The organism is Thioalkalivibrio sp. AKL17 (genome assembly GCF_000377885.1).
In the GTDB taxonomy this organism is placed as follows: domain Bacteria; phylum Pseudomonadota; class Gammaproteobacteria; order Ectothiorhodospirales; family Ectothiorhodospiraceae; genus Thioalkalivibrio; species Thioalkalivibrio halophilus.
The window spans coordinates 114827-135039 of record NZ_KB898764.1 but is presented as its reverse complement, the minus strand read 5'-3'; the positions used below and the strand labels follow the sequence as shown (position 1 = coordinate 135039).

The 20213-nt window shown below is 69.1% G+C and carries 17 protein-coding genes and 1 tRNA gene; 7 read left to right on the top strand and 11 right to left on the bottom strand.

Going from position 1 to position 20213, the window contains the following annotated elements:
* Positions 1-13: 13 nt before the first annotated feature.
* The 4 genes from D577_RS0100675 to D577_RS0100660 all read left to right on the top strand — a co-directional run bounded on the left by D577_RS0100675 (position 14) and on the right by D577_RS0100660 (position 3370).
* Entirely contained in the window at positions 14-1018 is a 1005-nt protein-coding gene (locus tag D577_RS0100675; protein ID WP_018945680.1) for a sensor domain-containing diguanylate cyclase, read from the top strand.
* A 10-nt stretch (positions 1019-1028) separates the two neighbouring features.
* Complete coding sequence (locus D577_RS0100670; protein ID WP_018945679.1) at positions 1029-1238, top strand: hypothetical protein; 210 nt, start codon at positions 1029-1031, stop codon at positions 1236-1238.
* Between the two features lie 389 nt (positions 1239-1627).
* Positions 1628-1704, top strand: a tRNA-Val gene (locus D577_RS0100665).
* 136 nt (positions 1705-1840) lie between these two features.
* Complete coding sequence (locus D577_RS0100660; protein WP_018945678.1) at positions 1841-3370, top strand: phospholipase D family protein; 1530 nt, start codon at positions 1841-1843, stop codon at positions 3368-3370.
* Between the two features lie 18 nt (positions 3371-3388).
* Here the strand turns inward: D577_RS0100660 and D577_RS0100655 are convergent, their stop codons facing one another.
* Positions 3389-3979, bottom strand: a complete 591-nt coding sequence (locus D577_RS0100655; protein ID WP_018945677.1) for a cyclopropane-fatty-acyl-phospholipid synthase family protein — start codon at positions 3977-3979, stop codon at positions 3389-3391.
* A 119-nt stretch (positions 3980-4098) separates the two neighbouring features.
* Here D577_RS0100655 and D577_RS0100650 point away from each other — a divergent pair, with 119 nt between their 5' ends.
* The gene (locus D577_RS0100650) at positions 4099-4950 is read left to right on the top strand and encodes an ion transporter (protein ID WP_018945676.1); all 852 of its coding nucleotides are present in this window, start codon (positions 4099-4101) and stop codon (positions 4948-4950) included.
* Here D577_RS0100650 and D577_RS0100645 read toward each other — a convergent pair.
* Genes D577_RS0100645 through smc form a run of 5 tightly spaced genes read right to left on the bottom strand, consistent with a single transcriptional unit; the run spans position 4947 to position 12525 of the window.
* Complete coding sequence (locus D577_RS0100645; RefSeq protein ID WP_018945675.1) at positions 4947-5261, bottom strand: nucleotidyltransferase family protein; 315 nt, start codon at positions 5259-5261, stop codon at positions 4947-4949. The two genes, D577_RS0100650 and D577_RS0100645, sit on opposite strands and share 4 nt — an antisense overlap.
* Entirely contained in the window at positions 5254-5646 is a 393-nt protein-coding gene (locus D577_RS0100640) for a nucleotidyltransferase substrate binding protein (protein ID WP_018945674.1), read from the bottom strand. Before D577_RS0100640 ends, D577_RS0100645 begins: the two co-directional genes overlap by 8 nt.
* Entirely contained in the window at positions 5643-7781 is a 2139-nt protein-coding gene (gene ligA / locus D577_RS0100635) for an NAD-dependent DNA ligase LigA (protein ID WP_018945673.1), read from the bottom strand. The genes D577_RS0100640 and ligA overlap by 4 nt, the downstream gene beginning before the upstream one ends.
* On the bottom strand, positions 7778-8977 hold the full coding sequence (gene zipA / locus D577_RS0100630) for a cell division protein ZipA (RefSeq protein WP_018945672.1): 1200 nt from the start codon (positions 8975-8977) through the stop codon (positions 7778-7780). The genes ligA and zipA overlap by 4 nt, the downstream gene beginning before the upstream one ends.
* A gap of 32 nt (positions 8978-9009) precedes the next feature.
* Positions 9010-12525: a chromosome segregation protein SMC gene (smc, locus tag D577_RS0100625; RefSeq protein WP_018945671.1), complete on the bottom strand. Its 3516-nt coding sequence runs from the start codon at positions 12523-12525 to the stop codon at positions 9010-9012.
* Between the two features lie 148 nt (positions 12526-12673).
* On the opposite strand from smc, the gene queF reads away from it, so the two are divergent.
* Positions 12674-13096, top strand: a complete 423-nt coding sequence (queF, locus tag D577_RS0100620) for a preQ(1) synthase (protein WP_018870388.1) — start codon at positions 12674-12676, stop codon at positions 13094-13096.
* Between the two features lie 7 nt (positions 13097-13103).
* Positions 13104-14417, top strand: a complete 1314-nt coding sequence (locus D577_RS0100615) for an FGGY-family carbohydrate kinase (RefSeq protein WP_018945670.1) — start codon at positions 13104-13106, stop codon at positions 14415-14417.
* 30 nt (positions 14418-14447) lie between these two features.
* Here D577_RS0100615 and D577_RS0100610 read toward each other — a convergent pair whose 3' ends face one another.
* From D577_RS0100610 to hisS, 5 genes are read right to left on the bottom strand one after another with little or no spacing between them, the layout of a single operon-like run.
* Positions 14448-15620, bottom strand: a complete 1173-nt coding sequence (locus D577_RS0100610) for an aminotransferase class I/II-fold pyridoxal phosphate-dependent enzyme (protein ID WP_018945669.1) — start codon at positions 15618-15620, stop codon at positions 14448-14450.
* A complete protein-coding gene (gene der, locus D577_RS0100605; RefSeq protein WP_018945668.1) occupies positions 15604-17055 on the bottom strand; it encodes a ribosome biogenesis GTPase Der in 1452 nt (483 codons plus the stop codon). Before der ends, D577_RS0100610 begins: the two co-directional genes overlap by 17 nt.
* A 7-nt stretch (positions 17056-17062) precedes the next feature.
* Positions 17063-18253: an outer membrane protein assembly factor BamB gene (gene bamB / locus D577_RS0100600; RefSeq protein WP_018945667.1), complete on the bottom strand. Its 1191-nt coding sequence runs from the start codon at positions 18251-18253 to the stop codon at positions 17063-17065.
* Between the two features lie 14 nt (positions 18254-18267).
* Positions 18268-18882: a tetratricopeptide repeat protein gene (locus tag D577_RS0100595; RefSeq protein ID WP_018945666.1), complete on the bottom strand. Its 615-nt coding sequence runs from the start codon at positions 18880-18882 to the stop codon at positions 18268-18270.
* 13 nt (positions 18883-18895) lie between these two features.
* A complete protein-coding gene (gene hisS, locus D577_RS0100590) occupies positions 18896-20170 on the bottom strand; it encodes a histidine--tRNA ligase (RefSeq protein WP_026288824.1) in 1275 nt (424 codons plus the stop codon).
* Positions 20171-20213: the final 43 nt, after the last annotated feature.

Below are 20213 nucleotides of genomic sequence, written 5' to 3'. Positions count from 1 at the left end.
ATGGAGAGAACACATGGACGACATCTCGCGATCGAACCCGGATCGTTTGATCCAGCGCCTGAAGACCGAGCGCGATCAGCTCCTCACCCTGCTCAAGGCCTTGCCCGACATCTCGTTCGTGATCGACGAGGACGGGCTGTACGTTCGGGTCATCGGCGGGGCGAACGAAGCCATGTACGTGAGCGGCAAGGGACTGGAGGGGCACAGCGTCGCCGAAGCGCTGCCCCCGACCGTCGCCGAAGCATGTCTCGAGGCGATCCGAACCGCCCTGCGGACCGGCGACATGCAGACCCTGGAGTACCAGCTCCGCGTCGACGATGTGGCCGTTCTCACGCCCACGGCTCGTGAAGCCACGCAGGATGGGATCGAACAGTGTTTTGAAGGCCGTGTCCTGCCCCTGCCCGGTTACGATCATCCCAAGCCCGTGGTCCTGTGGGTCGCGGTCAACATCACGCCGCGCAAACAGCTCGAGCAGTACTGGCGCCAGGCGGCAGAGACCGATCCGCTGACCGGGATCGCCAACCGCCGAGCTCTGTTCGAACGGGCCCACTCGGAAGTCGAGTGCGCCCGCCGCTACGGGCACCCGCTGTCGCTTCTCATCCTGGACATCGACCACTTCAAGAGCATCAACACCCGTTTCGGCCATGCGCGGGGGGATGAAGCACTGCGGTGCTTCACGCAGGCCTGCGCCGAATTGCTGCGCACCAGCGACCGTCTGGGGCGGATTGGAGGCGAAGAGTTCGTGATCCTGCTGCCGGACACCGACCTTTCCGGCGCGGCCAGCCTGGGGAAAAGAGTCGTGGCGCAAACCCGGTCCATTGCTGTCGCCGACACCTCCATCGCCCAAACCCTGACCGTTTCGGCGGGGACGGCTTCTGTGGACCACGGAGAGGGGTTCGAAGAGGCCCTGCGCCGCGCCGACGCTGCCCTTTCCAGAGCGAAGGCCCATGGCCGCAACCGTCTGGAAACGGACGACACCCCGGCCGGTCCGGATGAACCGGAGGCCCCCGCAGACTGAGAAACGGCATATGGCCCCCGAGAAGACCAAGACGCCCGATACGCAGGAACCGGGAGATGGGCTCACCCTGCACCCGGAGTTCGTCCGCATCGCGGACGGCTCGCGCGTGGTCCTGCTGCGGGAAAGCGAGTTCGTGCAGATGCTTGCGGCGCTTTACCAGTACGAAGCTCTGCGCGATTACCTGGGCGGCGATCCGTTGGAGGATACGCAGAACGAATGAGATCGGGGCGAGTCCTTTGGCGATCGCTACACGCAGCGCAGCGCCGTCATCGCCCGTCTGCCCATCCGGTTGGAAACCGGATGACATTGCGAGCCCCGGGTTTCAGGCTATGCAGTTACTCTGCGAATTTAAGGAAACACTGATCAATGTACACGCTCGCGTTGGCACCGGATCGCCCCAACCTCGTTCGATTCAGGCACATGTAAGGCCCACACAAGGCCCAGGCAGCATAACCAGCGATGGCCGGTACGGAACCGGGCAGTCCATGATCAACGCGACATGTGCCACAATAGCCAGAACGCCCTTCGAAATGGCTCAACAAATCCGACACTTACAGCATCCTTTGACACACCCGAAAGACGCTGTAGAATACGCGTCTCGGACACGACAGGCGCGTAGCTCAGTTGGTTAGAGCACCACCTTGACATGGTGGGGGTCGGTGGTTCGAGTCCACTCGCGCCTACCAGATTTGTGAAAGGCGAGCCCGACCTGGTCCGGCTCGCCTTTTTTTCGCCCGGAACCCGTACATCGGGTCGGGCTGCCGGAGATCGGGGCGGTCAGACATGGAGTCCAGGCTCAGGGCGTTGGTAACGGGGCTTGCGGTGCTGTTGCTGGCCTCCGGCTGTGCGTCGCTGGAACCGCGCGACGACCGCCCCGCGAATCCGCCCGCCGCACCGGCCGACGAAGGCCCCCTCGCCGAATGGATCACGCCCCGGGTGGACGCATCCCCGGGGGAATCCGGATTCCGTCTGCTCGATGACGGCGTCGAGGCCTTTCAGTGGCGGGCCTTCAGCGCGCGCAAGGCGGAAGATCGGCTGAGCATTCAGTACTACATCTGGCGCAACGATGCCGCCGGCCGGGCCCTTCTCGGCGAGCTGCTGCGCGCGGCCGACCGCGGGGTCAACGTCTCGGTACTGCTGGACGACATCGATGCCCGCGGCCGCGACGACATCCTCGCCGCCGTCGATCAGCACCCCAACATCGACATCCGCCTGTTCAATCCCTTCCGCACCCGTCACGGGATGCTCGGCAAGGGGCTGGAATTCCTGACCCGGGGCGTTCAGCTCAACCGACGCATGCACAACAAGGCCTGGGTGGTCGACGGCCACCTGGCGATCATCGGCGGGCGCAACATCGGCGACGAGTACTTCGAGGCCAGTCCGGAATACAATTTCGCGGATCTGGACGTGGCGATCGTCGGGCCAATGGCCGCCGAGGTGGAGGCCTCCTTCCACGATTTCTGGAACAGCCAGGGTGCCATCGGCATCCAGCGTGTGGTCTCGCGTCTCCCGGATCCGCCCCGGCTGCAGGAGCATCGCGAGGCCCTGCAGGAATGGCTGTCGACACAGAACGACCACCCGCTGCTGCAGAAGGCCCCGGCCGGGCGCCTGCCCCCCGGACATATCGATGACGATGAAGCCTATGTCTGGACTGCGGCGGCGGACTTCGTGGCGGACCCGCCCGCCAAGGCGCTGGACACCGCGGGTTTCGATCCCGAACGGGATGGCGGGGTCACCCCGGCGCTGCGGGCCCGCTTTTCCGGGGTACGCAACGAGCTGCGCATCATCACGCCCTATTTCGTGCCGCAGCGGCGGGGCACCCGGGAACTGATCGAGATGGCGGAGCGTGGCGTTCGGGTCAGCGTGCTGACCAATTCGCTGGCCTCCAATGATGTGGTGTTCACCCACAGCGGATATTCCCGCCGCCGACCGACCCTGCTGCAGGGCGGCGTGGAGCTGCACGAGCTGCGCCCCACCGCCCTTCCCAACGGCGAGGAACGGGCCAGGCGCTGGGGCCTGGGCTCTTCGCAGACCAGCCTGCACACCAAGGCGTTCGTGATGGACGGCCACGAGGCGTTCGTGGGCTCCTACAACCTCGATCCACGTTCGGCCTACAGCAATACCGAATCCGGGGTGTTCCTGCGCGAACCGGCGCTGGTCGGCCAGGTCGTGGACCTGCACGAGCGGATTATCCAGCCCGAGTTCGCCTACCGGGTCGAGCTGGACGCCGAGGACAACCTGATCTGGAGCGACGACCAGGGCCGCACGTGGCGGCGCGATCCCAAGGCCGGCCACATGCGTCAGATCCTTTCGGATCTCACCATCCTGTTCCCGGTGGAGAGCCTGCTGTAATACCCGCGGGCAGCCCGCTCAGGACGGACGCCGGCCGACGACCTGCACCACCGCGCCGCGACCGGTGTGGTAAACCCCTTCGATCACCTCGCGCTCCAGCTCGTGGGCGTAATCGAACTCGAGGCCATCGAGCTCCTCGCTGAGCGCGTTCAGGTCCATCATCAATTCTTCCACCGGCGGACCACCGGTGCCGTGCGCCAGCTGCGCCGGCGTATACGCCTCGAGGATGAAAGTCCCGCCGGGGCGCAGCCCCTGTACGACATCGGCATGCACACGGCGACGGATCTCCGGTGGCACGTGACAGAAGATCGACACGATCACATCCCAGCTTTCCGGATCAATGCGGTAGTCAGCCAGATCGGCGACCTCGGTCCGGATACTCACCCCGCGCTCGGCCGCCAGCCGTTCGGCCTTGCGCAGGCCCACCAGGGAGCTGTCGACCGCGGTCACGTCGAAGCCCTGTTCGGCCAGATACACCGCGTTACGTCCCTCGCCCTCGCCCAGGCACAGCGCATCGCCGGGCGGCAGGGTGGCCACGGCCTCGCGCAGGAAGTCGTTCGGCTCGGTACCGTAGGCGAATTCCTCCGTTGAATAGCGATCATCCCACATCATCAACTCCTTGCATGTTCCGGGCTCCATTGCCGGGCGCGCGGGTTTGCCCTACTCTTGGCGCGCCCTGCAGTCACCCGATTGCTTCTTCATACGTTCGTTTTCACGACCAGGCCACCATGACCGAGACCGGAACCCTGCGCGGCCGCCTGACGGCCCTGATCGAAGCCAATTACACCCAGCGCTTCATCATCGGACTGATCCTGCTGAACGCCCTGACCCTGGGGCTGGAAACCTCGCATGCGGTGATGCAGGCGATCGGCCCCGTGATCAACAGCGCCGACGTGATCATCCTGTCGATCTTCACCGTCGAGGTCCTGACCAAGATGTTCGTCTATCGTCTGGGCTTCTGGCGCAACCCGTGGAACGTATTCGATTTCTTCGTCGTTGGCATCGCGCTGATCCCGGCTACCGGCCCGTTCTCGGTGCTGCGCGTGCTGCGTCTGCTGCGCCTGGTCTCGCTGGTGCCCAAGCTGCGGTTCATTGTGGAGGCGCTGCTGCGCGCGATCCCGGGGATCATCTCCATCATCGGTCTGTTGCTGCTGATCTTCTACGTGTTCGCGATCATCGCCACCGGGCTGTTCCGCGAAACGCATCCCGAGATGTTCGGCAGTCTCGGAGCGACCATGTACAGCCTGTTCCAGGTCATGACTCTGGAGGGCTGGTCGGAAGACGTGGCCCGCCCCGTCATGGAGGAGCATCCCTGGGCATGGGCGTTCTTCGTGCCGTTCATCCTGATCGCCACGTTCACCGTACTCAACCTGTTCATCGCCATCATCGTGGACGCGATGCAGCGCATGCACGACCGCGCGGTGGAGATCGAAAAGCAGGCCATCCACGAGAGTGTGCACGAAGAAAACAAGGCCCTGCACAACGAACTGCAGGCCCTGCACGAGGAGACCAGCGCGCTACAGGAACGCCTGTCCCGGATGCAGAACCTGCTGGAACAGCGATCGCGCGAAGGACGCTAGCCCAGCTCCCCGACCTCCGGGAGCGGCACGCATTCGGCGCGGATGCGGGCCGCGAACGCCTCCGATATGCGGTGCGCATCCACCACATCCACCGGAAACGGCAGATCCGACTCGGCGAGGTCGGCCTCCAGTTCCCCGAGGATCGCGAAGTCCAGGGCCTCGCCGGCATCCACCAGCAGGTCCAGATCCGAAGCGGGCGCGCTGCACCCGGTGGCGCGCGAGCCGAACAGCCACACCCGCGTCCCCGCGGGCAGGTGCCGCCTCACGAGACGCTCCACCACCTCCCGCTGAGCGGGCGTCAGGTCAACCACCCGGTTGCTCCAGCTTCTCGATCAGGGCCTGCACGGCGGGCAGAAAGCTTCGCGCAATCTCGTACACCTCCTCCGCGACGGCTTCGTTATACGTGTGCGAGGTCATGTTGCGGGCCCTGTGGAAGGCAAACCACTGCGCGGGATCCTCAATCAATCGCCGCGTTGCCGCCAGACGAAACAGCTCCCGACGACTGAGCGGCATCACCACCTCGCGCCCCTCATCCTCGACCAGACGCCGCTGCAGCAGCTTCCACGCCAGCTCAAAGCTGTATTCAAAACGCTGGATGGTCGCGTCGCGCATGAACTCGTCCTTCGGCTGCGCCAGCGCCCGCTCCAGCGAGGCGGCCGCGTCGCGCAGCGGGGTCACCAGCAGGCCGTCGCTCATGCGCTGCCTCCTTCCGTGGCTTCGGGCTCGGGCTCGGGCTCGGCCAGCAGATCCTCGCCTTCCAGCAGCCGGGCCAGTCCCTCCGGGCCCAGCACCGGGACGCCCAGCGATTCGGCCTTTGCGACCTTGGAGCCGGGGTCGGCGCCCGCGATGACCGCGCTGGTCTTCCTGGACACCGAGCCGGTGATCTTCGCACCCAGCGCCTCCAGATGCGCGCGCGCCTCGTCGCGGCTCATCTCCTCCAGGGTCCCGGTGAGCACGAACGTGCGGCCCGCCAGCGGGGCCTGCGCGGCCTCGTCCACGGCGTCACCGGGGGAGGCCGGCGCCGGCTCCGGTACCGGCCAGTGCACCCCGGCCGCACGCAGGGCTTCGACCACCTCGCGGTTATGCGGCTCGGCGAAGAAATGCACGATGTGTTCGGCCACCACGGGGCCCACGTCCGGGATCGACTGCAGGGTCTCGGCATCCGCCGCCATCAGGGCATCCAGGTCACGGAAATGCGCGGCCAGGGCCTGCGCGGTGACTTCGCCGACCTCGCGGATGCCGAGGGCGAAGATGAAGCGCGCCAGTGTGGTCTCGCGCGCGGTCTCCAGCGCGCGCACCAGGTTGTCGGCCAGTTTCGGCCCCACCCGTTCCAGCTGCTGCAGGGTCTCCCCATCCAGCGCGAACAACTCCGCCGGGGTGCGTACCCGGCCGCTGTCGACCAGCTGCTCGATCAGCTTCTCGCCGAAGCCCTCGATGTCCATGGCGCGGCGCGACACGAAGTGCTTGAGCGCCTCGCGCCGCTGCGCCGGGCAGACCAGCCCGCCGGTGCAGCGCGCCACCACCTCGCCCTCTGGCCGCTCAACATGCGAGCCACATTCCGGGCAGGCGGCCGGGAGTTCGATCGCGCGGGTCTCCGCCGGCCGCTCGCCCCCGGCGCGGCCCACCACCTCGGGGATCACGTCGCCGGCGCGGCGCACGATCACGCGGTCGCCGATGCGGATATCCTTGCGCTCCACCTCGTCCATGTTGTGCAGCCCGGCGTTGGAGACCATCACGCCGCCCACCAGCACCGGCTCCAGCCTCGCCACCGGGGTCAGGGCGCCCGTGCGCCCGACGTTGAACTCGACGTCGCGCAAAGTGGTGGTGCGTTCCTCGGCCGGAAACTTGTGCGCGATCGCCCAGCGCGGGGCCCGCGACACGAACCCCAGCACCTGCTGGTCGGCCAGATCGTCCACCTTGTACACGATGCCGTCGATCTCGTAATCCAGATCGCGCCGCCGCGCGGCCAGCTCCTCGTAGTAGCCCAGGCAGCCCGCCACCCCGGTCACCACACGGCGCTCCGGACACACCGGCAGGCCGAGATCGCGCAGGGCGTCCAGCACCGCCGACTGCCGCCCCGGCAGCGCCCCGCCCTCGACATGCCCCACGGAATAGGCAAAGAAACTCAGCGGCCGCCGGGCCGTCACCTTCGGGTCCAGCTGGCGCAGGCTGCCGGCGGCGGCGTTGCGCGGGTTCATGAAACCGCGCTGCCCCTCGGCCTCCAGGCCTTCGTTGAGGCGCAGGAAATCGGCCCGGCGCATGAACACCTCGCCGCGCACCTCCAGCACGGCCGGGATCGTGCCTCCCACGCCCTGCACCCCGGCCGGATCCAGGCGCAGCGGCACCGGGCGCACGGTGCGCATGTTGGCGGTCACGTCCTCGCCGGTTTCGCCGTCGCCGCGGGTGGCGGCGCGCACCAGTACCCCGTCCTCGAACAGCAGCGAGATCGCCAGCCCGTCCAGCTTGGGCTCGGCCATGTAGGTGACGGCCCGTTCGGCACGTGCCGGATCACCGGTGTCGCGCGCCAGGCGCTCGCGTACCCGCCGGTCGAAGTCGTGGATCTCGTCCGCCTCGAAACCGTTGGCCAGCGACAGCATCGGCAGGCGGTGGCGCACCGTCGCGAAGCCCTCGGCCGGCTGCGCGCCCACGCGCTGGGTCGGCGAGTCCGGGGTGATCCATTCGGGGTGCGCGGCCTCCAGCGCCTCGAGCTCGCGCAGGAGCTCGTCGTATTCGGTATCCGAGATCTCGGGGTCGTCGTGGACGTAGTAGCGCCGGTTGTGGTGTTCGATCTGTCGGCGCAGCGCCTCCAGGCGCTCGCGGTCGGCGCTCATTGCGTCCTCCCGCGCCGGAGGATGTCGGGCCGGTTGCGCAGCAGCCACTGGTTCAGATCCTCGCGCATGTGCGCCAGGGTCTGGTTCGTCGCCGTCGACTGCTGCGCGTCCAGGATGGTGCCCCCGAGGTCGCGTGCCAGCGCGTGCGCGTTCTCCAGCAGTGCCTCGAACGCACGCTGCGGATGGGCACTGTAGTGCACCTGGGTGAACAGGGTGACGCCGGGGGTCATCATGTCCGCCAGGTCCTCGTCACGCAGGGTCCCGGGCGCCACCATGTTGGCCACCGAGAACAGCGGCTGTCGTTTGTCGCTCTCGGGTTCATGGTAGTGGTAGATGTCCATCGCCCCGGGCTTGAGGCCCGCGCGCTCCAGCGCGGCGCCCAGCGCCACGCCGGTGAACGGCTTGTTCCGGGGCGCGACCACGTGCAGCAGGAGAATCTTCTCCTGCAGCGACGCCGACGCGGCGCGCGGGTTCTCGCCCGCCTTCCACGGATCCGACACATATTCGCCCAGCGATTCCGGATCCGGCCGGTCCGGCTCCTCGATCAGATCCGGATCCACCTCGTGGTCCGGGTCCAGGCGTTCGCCCACCGGGCCACGCGACTTGCGTCCGGGTCCCGGCATGCGTGCGCGCACGGCGTCCAGGCCCTGGCGACCGACGGCAATCAGGCGTTCCCCGGGCGACGGCTTCGCGCTCCGGCGACGCTGGCGACCCGGAGCCGCACGGCGCCCGGACTCGGGTTGGGGCTCGGGTTCGGGCGCCGCCCGCAGGTCGCCGCCGTAGTCGGTCTCGAACCCGCGCGGGCCGGACGCACCATGGTCGGCGGCCCCGGCCCCGGCCCCGGCTCCGGCGCCGGGCTCTTCGTCCTCCAGCACGCCGTAGATGTCGTTGACGGGTTCCTGCGCGGAGGCCGAGCCGCGCGGCGCGGCCTCGAACGGATCATCCGGATCGGGCTCCGCATCCGGGCCCGGTGAGGTCACGCCGAGATGCGGCTCGCGCCGTCCGCCGGTCACCCGGGGGCCCTCGTCCAGCGGATCGGGCGCGCCGGCACGGATATGCACCGCATCATCGGCCCAGTCGCCGGCGTCATCGGCCTCGTCACGCTCGCGCGCACGCGTGCGCATGCGGTGCGTGATCCAGATCCCCGCGATCAGGACGATTCCCAGCAGCAGCAGACTCAACCGCATCCAGTCCACGAAAATTCCTCGCTCGTTGCGCGCCGGCGCCGTCAGGCCCCGGCCATTTCCACGGCCTCGTCGACGTCCACACTGACCAGACGCGACACGCCCGGTTCGTGCATGGTAACGCCGATCAGCTGTTCCGCCATGGACATGGTCGACTTGTTGTGGGTGATAAAGATGAACTGGATCCGCTCCGACATCTCCCGCAGGAGCTCGCCGAAACGCCCCACGTTGGCCTCGTCCAGCGGCGCATCCACCTCGTCCAGCATGCAGAAGGGTGCCGGATTCAGCTCGAAGATGGCGAATACCAGGGCCGAAGCCGTGAGCGCCTTCTCACCCCCGGACATCAGATGGATGGTGGACAGGCGCTTGCCCGGCGGACGCGCCATGATCGCCACGCCGGTATCCAGCAGGTCGTCGCCGGTCATCTCCAGGCGCGCCTCGCCGCCGCCGAACAGGCGCTGGAACTTCTCCCCCAGCCCGGCGTTGACCTTGTCGAAGGTCTCGCGGAACAGCGTGCGGGTCTCGCGGTCGATGCGCTGCATCGCCGCCTCCAGTGTCTCCAGCGCCTCGATCAGATCGGCGTGCTGTTCCTCCAGATAGCGCTGGCGTTCTTCCAGCTCGCGGGCCTCGTCGATCGCCGCCAGATTGATCGGCCCGAGCTTCTCGATCGCCCGGTCCAGCTCGGCGATCGCCCGGTCCCAGGCCTCCACGCCGGCGTCTTCCGGCAACTCGGCCGCCATCTCGCGCGCGTCGAATCCGGATTCCTGCAGCTGTTCGCGCAGCTGTTCCAGCTGCGTGGCCCGTGAACGCTGGTCCAGTCGGTATTCCTCGCAGGTGGAACGCTGCTGCTCCACCCGCTGTTCCAGTTCCGTCAGCTCGCCGGCCACCTCGCGCAGGGCATGATCGCACTCGTCCAGCTGGCCGCGCGCGGCGGTCAGCGCGCTCTCGGCGGCCTGACGCGCCTCGGCCGCCGCCTGCAGGTCCTTCTTCCACTGTTCCAGCGGGGCACGCCGGCCCTCCAGACCCTCGCGCAGGCGTCCCTGACGCTCGCGATCCTCGCTCAGCTGGCGTTCCAGGCGTTCCCGCTCGCTCTGTTCGCGCTCCAGCCGATGGCGCGCCTCCTGCTCGGCCAGGCGTGCCTTGCCCGCGGCATCGCGTGCCGAACGGGCCTGCTCGCGTGCCTGCTGACGGGCCTCGCGGGTCGCGGCCACCCGGGCCTCCACGGCTTCGCGATCGGCCTCCAGACCCTCCAGACGCTCGAGTGCCCGATTGCGTTCGGCCTCGGCCTCGTCGAACTGGGTACGTACGCGTTCGTCCTCCTCGGCAACTTCTTCCAGCTCGCGGTCGATGCGCGCCTGCTGCTGTTCCAGTTGGCGCGCCTGATCGTGCAGCCGCTGCACGCGGTTCTCGCCCTCCTGCACCTGCTTGCGCTGTTCCGCGATCCGCGCGTCCACCGCGTCGCGGGCCTCGCGCGCCTCGCCGATGCGCTCCCTGCGCCCCGCCAGTGAAGCCTCCAGCGCCCGGCCGCGCTCCTGCAGGGCATCGCGCTGCTGCTCCAGCTCGCGTGCCAGACGCACCCGCGCGACCGCCCCGCTGACTTCGGCTTCCAGCGTGCCATGGGCCAGCCAGCCCGGGCCCAGCCAGGTCCCGCCGGGGGTGATCACGCTCTCGCCCGGGCCACAGTCCCGGGCCCGCTCGCGCGCCGCCTGCGCATCGGCGGCGCAGTAGATGCCGGCCAGCCAGCGCCGCACGGCTGCCGGACCGCGCACCCGCGCGGCCAGGCTGTCGTCGGGTACCGGCTCGGCGGACGCCGTGCCATCCAGGCGGCGCAGCGGCGCCTCGGGCAGATCGGCCAGGGCCGCGGCCTCCAGCCCCAGGGGATCGCCGGCACCTTCGGGCACCTCGGCTTCCAGCCAGCTCCCCAGCACCGCCTCCACCGCGGTATCCCAGCCGTCCTCGACCTCCAGCGCCTGGACCAGCGGGCGGCCGGCGTCGATACCGTGGCGCCGGGCCCATTCCTCGCGCCGCTTGCGAGTCGCCTCGGGATCGGCCTCGCCACCGAAGGATTCCAGCCCGGCCAGGCGCCCGGCCACCTCGCGGTGCTCGCGCTCCACGGCATGGGCCTGTTCCTGTTCCTCCGCCTGCTCCGCCTCCAGACGTTCCAGCTCGGCGCGCGCCTCGGCACTGCGCGCCTGCTCCGCCTCCAGGGCCTCACGCAGCCCGGCGAGCTCGCCCTCCACGCGCTCGGCCTCCTCGCCCGGATGGGTCTGCGGCAGTGCGGCCTTTTCGGACTCCAGCTTCTCGCGCCGGCGCGCGAGGCGCTGGCGGGTCTGTTCGGCGCTGTCCATGCGCGAACGGGCCACCTGCGCGGCCTGACGCGGTTCGGCCAGATTGCGCTCCCATTCCTGCTGGGCCTCGCGCGCCGCCTGGTCCGCCTGTTCGGCCTCCTCGGCGGCGGCCTCCAGGCGCTGCTGTTCGCGTTCCGCATTCTCCAGCGCTTCGCGCAGGCGCTCGCATTCGCGCTCCGCCTCGCGGATGCGCCCGGCCACCGCATCCTGCTGCTCGCCCGCCGTGCGGATGCGCGTGTCCAGGTCCTCCAGTTCGCGCGTCTCGCGCTCCAGTTCGGCCTCGGCATGGCGAATCGACTGCTCCAGGCGCGAGACCTCGGCGGCGCGATCGTAGTACGCGCTCTGTGCCTCGGACACTGCCGCCTCGCGCTCCACGCGCTGCTGACGCAGGGTCTCGGAGCGGGTGCGCGCATTCTGCGCCTCGGCCTGCAGCCGGGCGAGTTCGGTCTCGGCGGCGGACAGCTCGGCGCGGCGGCTTTCCAGCGCGGCCTCTTCCGCCTGCAGCCGCAGCAGGATCGCCTCGGCCCGCTTGCGCCGGCGATCCGCGGCCAGCTGCTGGTAGCGCTCCGCGGTCGCCGCCTGTCGGTTCAGCCGCTCCGCCTGCTTGCCCACCTCCTCGCGCAGGTCGTCCAGGCGCTCCAGGTTTTCGCGCGTGTGGCGTACGCGGTTCTCGGTCTCGCGCCGGCGTTCCTTGTATTTGGAGATTCCGGCCGCCTCTTCCAGATAGGTGCGCAGGTCCTCCGGACGCGCCTCGATCAGCCGCGCGATCATGCCCTGCTCGATGATGGCGTAGCTGCGCGGCCCCAGGCCGGTGCCCAGGAACAGATCCACGATGTCGCGCTTGCGCGCGCGATGGCCGTTCAGGTAGTACTTCGACTGCCCGTCGCGGGTGAGCGCGCGCTTGACCGCGATCTCGGTGTAGGCGCTGTATTCGCCGCCCAGTCGCCCTTCGGAGTTGTCGAACACCAGTTCGATGCTGGCCTGCCCCACGGGCTTGCGGCTGGAGGATCCGTTGAAGATCACGTCCTCGCCGGAATCCCCGCGCAGATGCTTGGCCGAGGATTCGCCCATCACCCAGCGCACGGCGTCGATGGTGTTCGACTTGCCGCAGCCGTTGGGCCCCACCACGCCTACCCGGTTGCCGGGCAGCACCAGGGTGGTGGGGTCCACGAAGGACTTGAAGCCGGCCAGCTTGATTCGGGCAAGGCGCACGTCGGTATCCTGGGTGTTCCGCAGCCTGGGGTGTACGGGCGTAGAATGGTACACGCTTACAGGTCGAACGTGACCCCGACGGGAACTCGCGCGCGACCCGCTTCTCCAACCGCGCACGCAAAAACAGCCGAAACACGAGAACGCATTCATGCCCAGCCAGCCGAGCAAGACCCTGGACACCTTCGACAACCCCTCCCCGGACAACAACTTCGCGATCTACATCCGGATCCCGGAGTTCACCTGCCTGTGCCCGGCGACGGGGCAGCCGGACTTCGCCGAGCTGCATCTGCAGTACGTGGCGGACCAGCGCTGCGTGGAACTGAAATCGCTGAAGAACTACATGTGGTCGTTCCGCAACGAAGGGGCGTTCCACGAGGCCGTGACCAACCAGATCCTCAACGACCTGGTGGCCGCGACCGATCCGCGGTTCATGCGCCTGACCGCAAATTTCTACGTGCGCGGCGGGATCTACACCACGGTGGTCGCGGAACACCGTCAGGAGGGCTGGACCCCGCCGGAGAGCGTGACCCTGCCGCCGCCGACGCGCAGCCCGCAGGGCACCGAATACTGACGCCGCCGTGCACCCGCCCCGGGCCATCGGACTGGACGTCGGCACCTCGGGGGTGCGCGGCGTGCTGCTGGACCCCGACGGAGGGCGCCGGGCCACCGCCAGCCGCGCGCTGGAACCCGCCGGTATCCGGCATGACGGGCCACTGCACGAACAGGAGCCGGAGCACTGGTGGGATGCGCTGCAGGAGGTCCTGGCAGAGCTGACCGACGGCCTGGAGGGTGAACCCGCCGCCATCGCCGTGGACGGCACCTCGGGCACCCTGCTCTGTACCGACGAACAGGGCCACCCGCTCCACCCGGCGCTGATGTACGACGACCGCCGGGCGGCCTCGGCAGTGCCCCGCCTGGCGCGCCTGGCCCCGCCCGAGGCCGCGGTCCACTCGGCCTCCAGTTCCGCCGCCAAGCTCCTGTGGCTGCGCGGGGAACACGGGCTCGACGGCGTGCGCCGCGTACTGCACCCGGCCGACTGGCTGGCCGGCCGCCTGCGCGGGCGCTACGACCGCATGGACGAGAACAATGCCCTCAAGCTGGGCTACGACGTGGTCCGGCGCCGCTGGCCGGAATGGCTGCTCCGCGAGCTCGGCACCCATGCCGGCCTGTTGCCCGAGGTGGTGCCGGCGGGCACCCCGCTGGGCCCGGTGGACCCGGACCTGGCCGCGAACCTCGGCCTGAATCCGGCCTCAAGGGTGGTCGCGGGCACCACCGACTCGATCGCCGGTTTCCTCGCCGCCGGGGTCGCGGATACCGCCACCGGCGTCACCAGCCTGGGCTCGACGCTGGCGCTCAAGCAGCTCTCTCCGCGGCCGCTGTTCGCGCCGCAACTGGGGGTGTACAGCCACCGTCTGGGGGATCGCTGGCTGGCCGGCGGCGCATCGCACAGCGGCGGGGCCGTGCTGCAGCAGTTCTTCAACAATGCAGACCTGGAGCGGCTGGGTGCGGCCCTGGATCCGGAACGCGACAGCGGGCTGGACTATCTCCCGCTGCCCGGCCCCGGCGAACGCTTCCCCGTCAACGATCCGGATCTGCCGCCCCGCATGGAACCCCGCCCGACGAACGATGCGCGCTTTCTGCAGGGGCTGTTCGAAGGGATCGCGCGCATCGAACGCGACGGCTATGCACGGCTGCGGGAACTGGGCGCGCCCGCGCTGCAGCGCGTGGTGACCCTCGGCGGTGGCGCGCGCAGCCCCGCCTGGAGCCGGATCCGGGCGCGCATCCTCGGGGTCGAGGTAAGCATAGCAGCGGACGACGAGGCCGCGGTCGGTACTGCCCGTCTGGCGCGGGGCACCGCGCTCGCGGCGCTGCAGGAACCGGCTCCGGCCTGACCCGGAGACGGGCCCGGCTCTACGCCCGGGTCAGGTCAGCACGCCGCGCAGGCGCTCCACCGCCTCGCGCAGCCGGGCCTCGCTCTGGGTATAGGCAATGCGCAGATGGCGCGCGCCATCCGAAGGACTGAAATCGGTCCCCGGCGTCAGCGCGACGCCCGCCTCGTCGAGGATGCGGGCGCACAGGGCCTCGGAATCCGCGCCATGGGCACTGCAGTCGGCATAGATGTAGAACGCCCCTTCGGGACGTGCGCGCACCTCCAGGCCGAGTTCCGGCAGGGCCTGCAGCAGGAAGTCGCGGCGGCTTTCGAGCTCGCGCACCCGCTGCTGCAGTTCCGCTTCGGTGTCCGGTTCGAAGGCGAACATCGCCGCCGCCTGGGCCACGCTGGAGGGCGCCACGAACAGGTTCTGCGCCAGGCGGCGGACCGGATCGACCCACGAGGGCGGCACCACCATCCAGCCCAGACGCCAGCCGGTCATGGCGAAATACTTGGAGAAGCTGTTGATCACCACCACGTTCGGGTGCAGCGCCGCGGCACTGCGCTCGGGCTCGCCGAACACCAGCTGGCCGTAGATCTCGTCCATGATCACCAGCCCGCCGCGGGCCTCCACCACCGCCACGATCTCCGCGAGGGTCTCGCGCGACAGGCAGGTGCCGGTGGGGTTGGCCGGCGACGCCAGCAGCACCGCGCGGGTCGTGTCGCTCCAGGCCGCGGCCACCGCGTCGGCGGTCGGCTGCCAGGCGTCCTCGGCCGACACCACCAGGGGCCGGGGCCGCGCACCCCGGGCCGCGACGAACTGCCGGTTGCAGGCGTAGCCCGGGTCCGGCAGCAGAACCCCCTCCCCGGGATTCACGCCGGCCGCCAGCGCCAGCAGGATGGCCGCCGAGGCCCCGGACGTGACCACGACCCGTTCCGGGTCCACTTCGGCCGCGTGGCGGTTGCGGTAGTCCTGCGCGATCGCCCGGCGCAGTTTTTCGCGCCCGTGCGCCGGCGTGTAGCGGGTTTCCCCGGCGGCCAGGGCGATCTCGCCGGCGGACACCACGCCACGCGGGGTCACGAAATCCGGCTCGCCGACCTCCAGATGGATGATGTCGCGGCCGGCGCGCTCGGCCGCCTGGGCGCGGTCGAGGATGTCCATCACGCGGAACGGCTCGACCACCTGCGCAAAATCCGACAGGGCGGGCTCAGCGCTTGCGGACATGACGCATCAACCTTTTGCGTTTTTGCTGCTGGCGCGGCGTGAGCTTGTTGCGCCGGCCGGCGTAGGGGTTCTTCCCGGAACGGAACTCCAGCCGCAGGGGCGTCCCCACCAGCTTCAGCTGACGGCGGAAGAAGTTCTCCAGATAGCGCTTGTAGGCCCCGGGCAGACGGTGGGTCTGATTGCCGTGGACCACGATCACCGGCGGGTTCTGCCCGCCCTGGTGCGCATAGCGCAGCTTGATCCGCCGCCCGCTGACCAGCGGTGGCGCATGCTCGGCTACCGCGGCCTCCAGCAACCGGGTCAGCTCCGGGGTGGAGATGTCCACGAACGCACTGGCGTGGGCCTCGCGCACGTCGTCCAGCAGGTGCCCGACGTTGGTGCCGTGCAGGGCCGAGATCAGGCGCATCCGCGCGTAATCGACGAAACCGAGGCGGCGCTGCATCTCGGACCGGACCCACTCGCGATCATCCGGGTCCATGCCGTCCCACTTGTTCACGGCCACCACCAGCGCACGGCCGGCATCGATCACCAGCCCCAGCAGGTGGGCGTCCTGATCCGAAAGACCGGCACGCGCGTCGATCACCATAATGACCACGTGCGCGGCCTCGATCGCCTGCAGGGTCTTGACCACGCTGAACTTCTCGACGGTCTCGTGGACCCGGGCACGGCGCCGCACCCCCGCGGTGTCGATCAGGGTATAGTCCTGATCCTCGCGCGTGAACGGCACGAAGATGCTGTCGCGGGTGGTACCCGCCACCTCGGTGGCGACTACCCGTTCGTCGCCGAGGATCCGGTTGACCAGAGTGGACTTGCCGGCATTGGGCCGCCCCACCACCGCGACACGGATACCCGGCCAGTCGTCCAGCGCGGCCTGCTGGGCGTCCACGTCCAGGCCGTCGCCGTCGCCGGCGCCCTCGCCTTCACCGCCCGCCGCTTCCCGATCCCGGGCCACGTCTTCCCGCACGGCCTGCATCAGGCCGCGCACGCCGCGACCGTGGGTCGCGGCGATCGGGGTGACATCGCCCAGGGCCAGGGCGTGGAACTCCGCGCTGACCACGTCGGGATCCAGGCCGTCGGTCTTGTTGACGATGACCCGGACGCGCGCGCCACTGGCGCGCAGCTGTTCGGCGATCGCCTCGTCCTGCGGTGTCAGACCGTCACGCGCATCCACCATGAACAGGACGTGATCGGCCTCGGCGACCGCGCGGCGGGTCTGTTCGGCCATGGCCCGGTCGACCCCTTCTTCCTCGCCGGACAGGCCGCCGGTGTCCACCACCATGTAGGGAAACTCGCCCACCCGGCCGATACCGTACTGGCGGTCGCGGGTCAGACCGGGCATGTCCGCAACCAGCGCGTCGCGCGAGCGGGTGAGCTGATTGAACAGGGTCGACTTGCCCACATTCGGGCGGCCGACCAGCGCGATGACGGGGATCATGAGGGGATCAGGCGTCCTCGTCGATGCGCGCGTCGATCGCGGTCAACCGACCGTTGTCGGTGATCACGTACAGGGTATCGCCCGCCAGCACCGGCCGTGCCACCACGGCGCCACGCGCCACGCGGGTGCGGGCGGCGAATTCGCCGTCTTCCAGGTCGAGCCAGTGCAGGTAGCCCTCGAAATCGCCGACGATGGCGTAACCCTCGTGAACCACCGGCGCGGTCACCCCGCGCAGGCGCAGGCCCGCGTTTTCCCACAGATCCCCGCCGTTGCGCGGATCCACCGCGCGCACGTGGCTATCGGCGTCGCTGACCACCATCACGTTGCGGCTGATCGAGACATCCCCGCCCTGATAGGACGAGAACTCCCGGTCCCAGTAGAGCTCGCCGGAATTGAGATCCACCGCGGCCATGCGCCCCTGGTAGCTGACACCCAGCGCCGCACCGCGGTAGACCGGGATATGGCCATCCACGTCCACCATGCGCTCGACCTCGGAGCGGCCGGTGGGCACGCCCAGGGTCGCCTCCCACAGGGTGTTGCCGCGGGTGAGGCCCAGCATCATCAGCCGACCGTCATCAAAGCCGGCCAGCACGCGCCCGCCGACGATCTGTGGCACGTGCGCCCCGCGCAGACTCAGTGCCGGCGTAGTCCGCAGCGCGGTCCACTGCACCGCGCCGGTTGCCGCGTCCATGGCGTGCACCCGCCCGTCATTGGTGCGCGCGATCACCATTCCCGACGCGACCTCCGAGATCCCGATGACTTCGCTGGAGAGCTGATTCCGCCAGCGCTCGCCTTCGCCGTCATCGCTCACCGCAATCGCCAGACCTTCCAGGGTCCCCACAACCACGATGCCCTCGCCGACGCCCACGCCCGAAGCGATGCGCACGTCGTCCAGTCGCGTCTGCCAGGCGCGGGCCCCGGATTCCCGGTCGTGCGCCACGATCCGGCCATCCGCGCCGGCCGCGAACACCCGGTCGTCCTCGATCGCCGGATAGGCCTCCCAGAGGAAGCGATCCCCGCCACGCCCCAGCGAGGCCGACCAGCGCTCGGAAGGTTCGCCGCGCACTTCGAAATCGGTCAGTTCCGCCGGGGGCTCGCTTTCATCCCGGGAAAACAGGCCGCAGGCACTCAGTGACAGTGCCAGGCCCGCCACCGCGAACCACTGCAGGGCGTAGCGAATTTTCGCGAAATGATCCATGTCGGCGGGCGTCCTCACGCGGAGAGATCCTCGAATTTCAGTTGCAGGTATTCCGGGCTGTGGCCGGCGTCCAGGGCCTCGCGGTAGCGCTCGCGGGCGGTGTCATGGTCACCCCGGGCGCGGGCCAGATCCCCGTCGAGTTCCAGCCGCAGGCCGCGGAATGCATCGTGCTCGACGGTCGCGAGGACCGATGCGGCTTCGTCCAGGGCCTCGGTCCGGATGAGCTGACGCACCAGCCGCAGACGGAACAGCGCACGATGGCCGTCATCCGGGGCGGCGTCCACGGCCTCGCGCAGGGCGGCCACCGCGGCCTCTTGCTCGCCACCGGCCAGCGCGACCTCGGCGCGATGGGCCCAGGCCAGCGCCACATAGGGCGTGCGCCCGCCATGTTCGATCAGTTGCCGAGCCATTTCGTCGGCCTGCTCGAACTGGCCGGCGCGCATGCTGAACTGCAGCGCCTGGTACATCTCCGATGCCTGCTCGGCACGTTCGGCCTGCTGACCGCTCCACCAGTTGTAGCCGAACAGGCCGGCGATCCCGAGCACCAGCCCGGCGATGACCGCCATGCCGTTGTCGGACCACCACTGCTTGATCCGTTCCGCCTTTTCTTCGTCGGTGAGATAACTCATGTCAGGTATTCCTTCAGGATTGCAGGGCGGTGTCCATATGCGCGGACAGCTCGGCACGCGCCACGGTCTGCTGTTCGCCGCCCTCGCCGCGCAGCGGCTTGACGGTCACGGTACCCGCCGCGGCCTCGTCGGGCCCCAGTACCAGCGCCACGCGCGCGCCCAGCCGGTCCGCGCGTTTCATCTGCGATTTCATGCTGCCACCGCCGCAGTGCTGTACCAGTTGCAGATCGGGACGCGCCTCGCGAAGTTCCTCGGCCAGGCGCAGCGCCTCGCCCGTCTGTTCCGTATCCGGCACCACCAGATAGGCGTCCGGCACCCCCGCCGCCGGCGCGTCTTCGCGGGCCTCCAGCAGGGCCACCAGGCGTTCCAGCCCCATGGCCATGCCGATTGCCGGCGTCCCGCGGCCACCCAGCTGCTCCACCAGGCCATCGTAACGGCCACCGGCGCACACCGTACCCTGCGCCCCCAGCTCGTCGGTGATCCACTCGAACACCGTATGGGTGTAGTAGTCCAGCCCGCGCACAAGACGCGGGTTGTGCTCCCACGCGATGCCCAGCGCATCCAGGTGACCGCAGAGCGCATCGAAATGCGCCCGCGATTCCGCGTCCAGATGGTCCATCAGCGACGGGGCCGTGGCCACCACCTCGCGGGTCCCCGGATCCTTGCTGTCGAGGATACGCATGGGATTGTCGTACAACCGGTTGCGGGCCTCTTCGTCCAGCTGCTCGCGATGGGCCTCGAAGTGCGCGATGAGGTGCTCCCGATACTGCGCGCGGCATTCCGGGGTTCCCAGCGTGTTGAGCTCGAGGCGCACGTTGCTCAGACCGAGCATGCGCCACAGACGCGCGGTCATCGCCAGGACCTCGGCATCGATGTCCGGCCCCGGCAGTCCGAACACCTCGACTCCGACCTGATGGAACTGGCGATAACGCCCTTTCTGCGGACGCTCGTGGCGGAACATCGGACCCATGTACCACAGCCGCTGAACCTGATTGTGCAGCAGCCCGTGCTGGATACCGGCGCGCACGCAACTCGCCGTGGCCTCCGGGCGCAGGCTCAGGCTGTCACCGTTGCGGTCCTCGAAGGTGTACATCTCCTTTTCCACGATGTCGGTGACATCGCCGATGGATCGCGCGAACAGCTCCGTGGCCTCCACCAGCGGCATGCGGATCTCGCGGTAACCGTAGCGCGTCAGCAGGTCGCGCAACTGGTCCTCGAGGTGCTGCCACAGGTGAACGCTGTCGGGCAGGATGTCGTGCATCCCGCGAATGGATCGGATGGCTTTCATCGGGTGTAATCGGATTGGTATCGGGTTGGGGCGCGCCGGATGA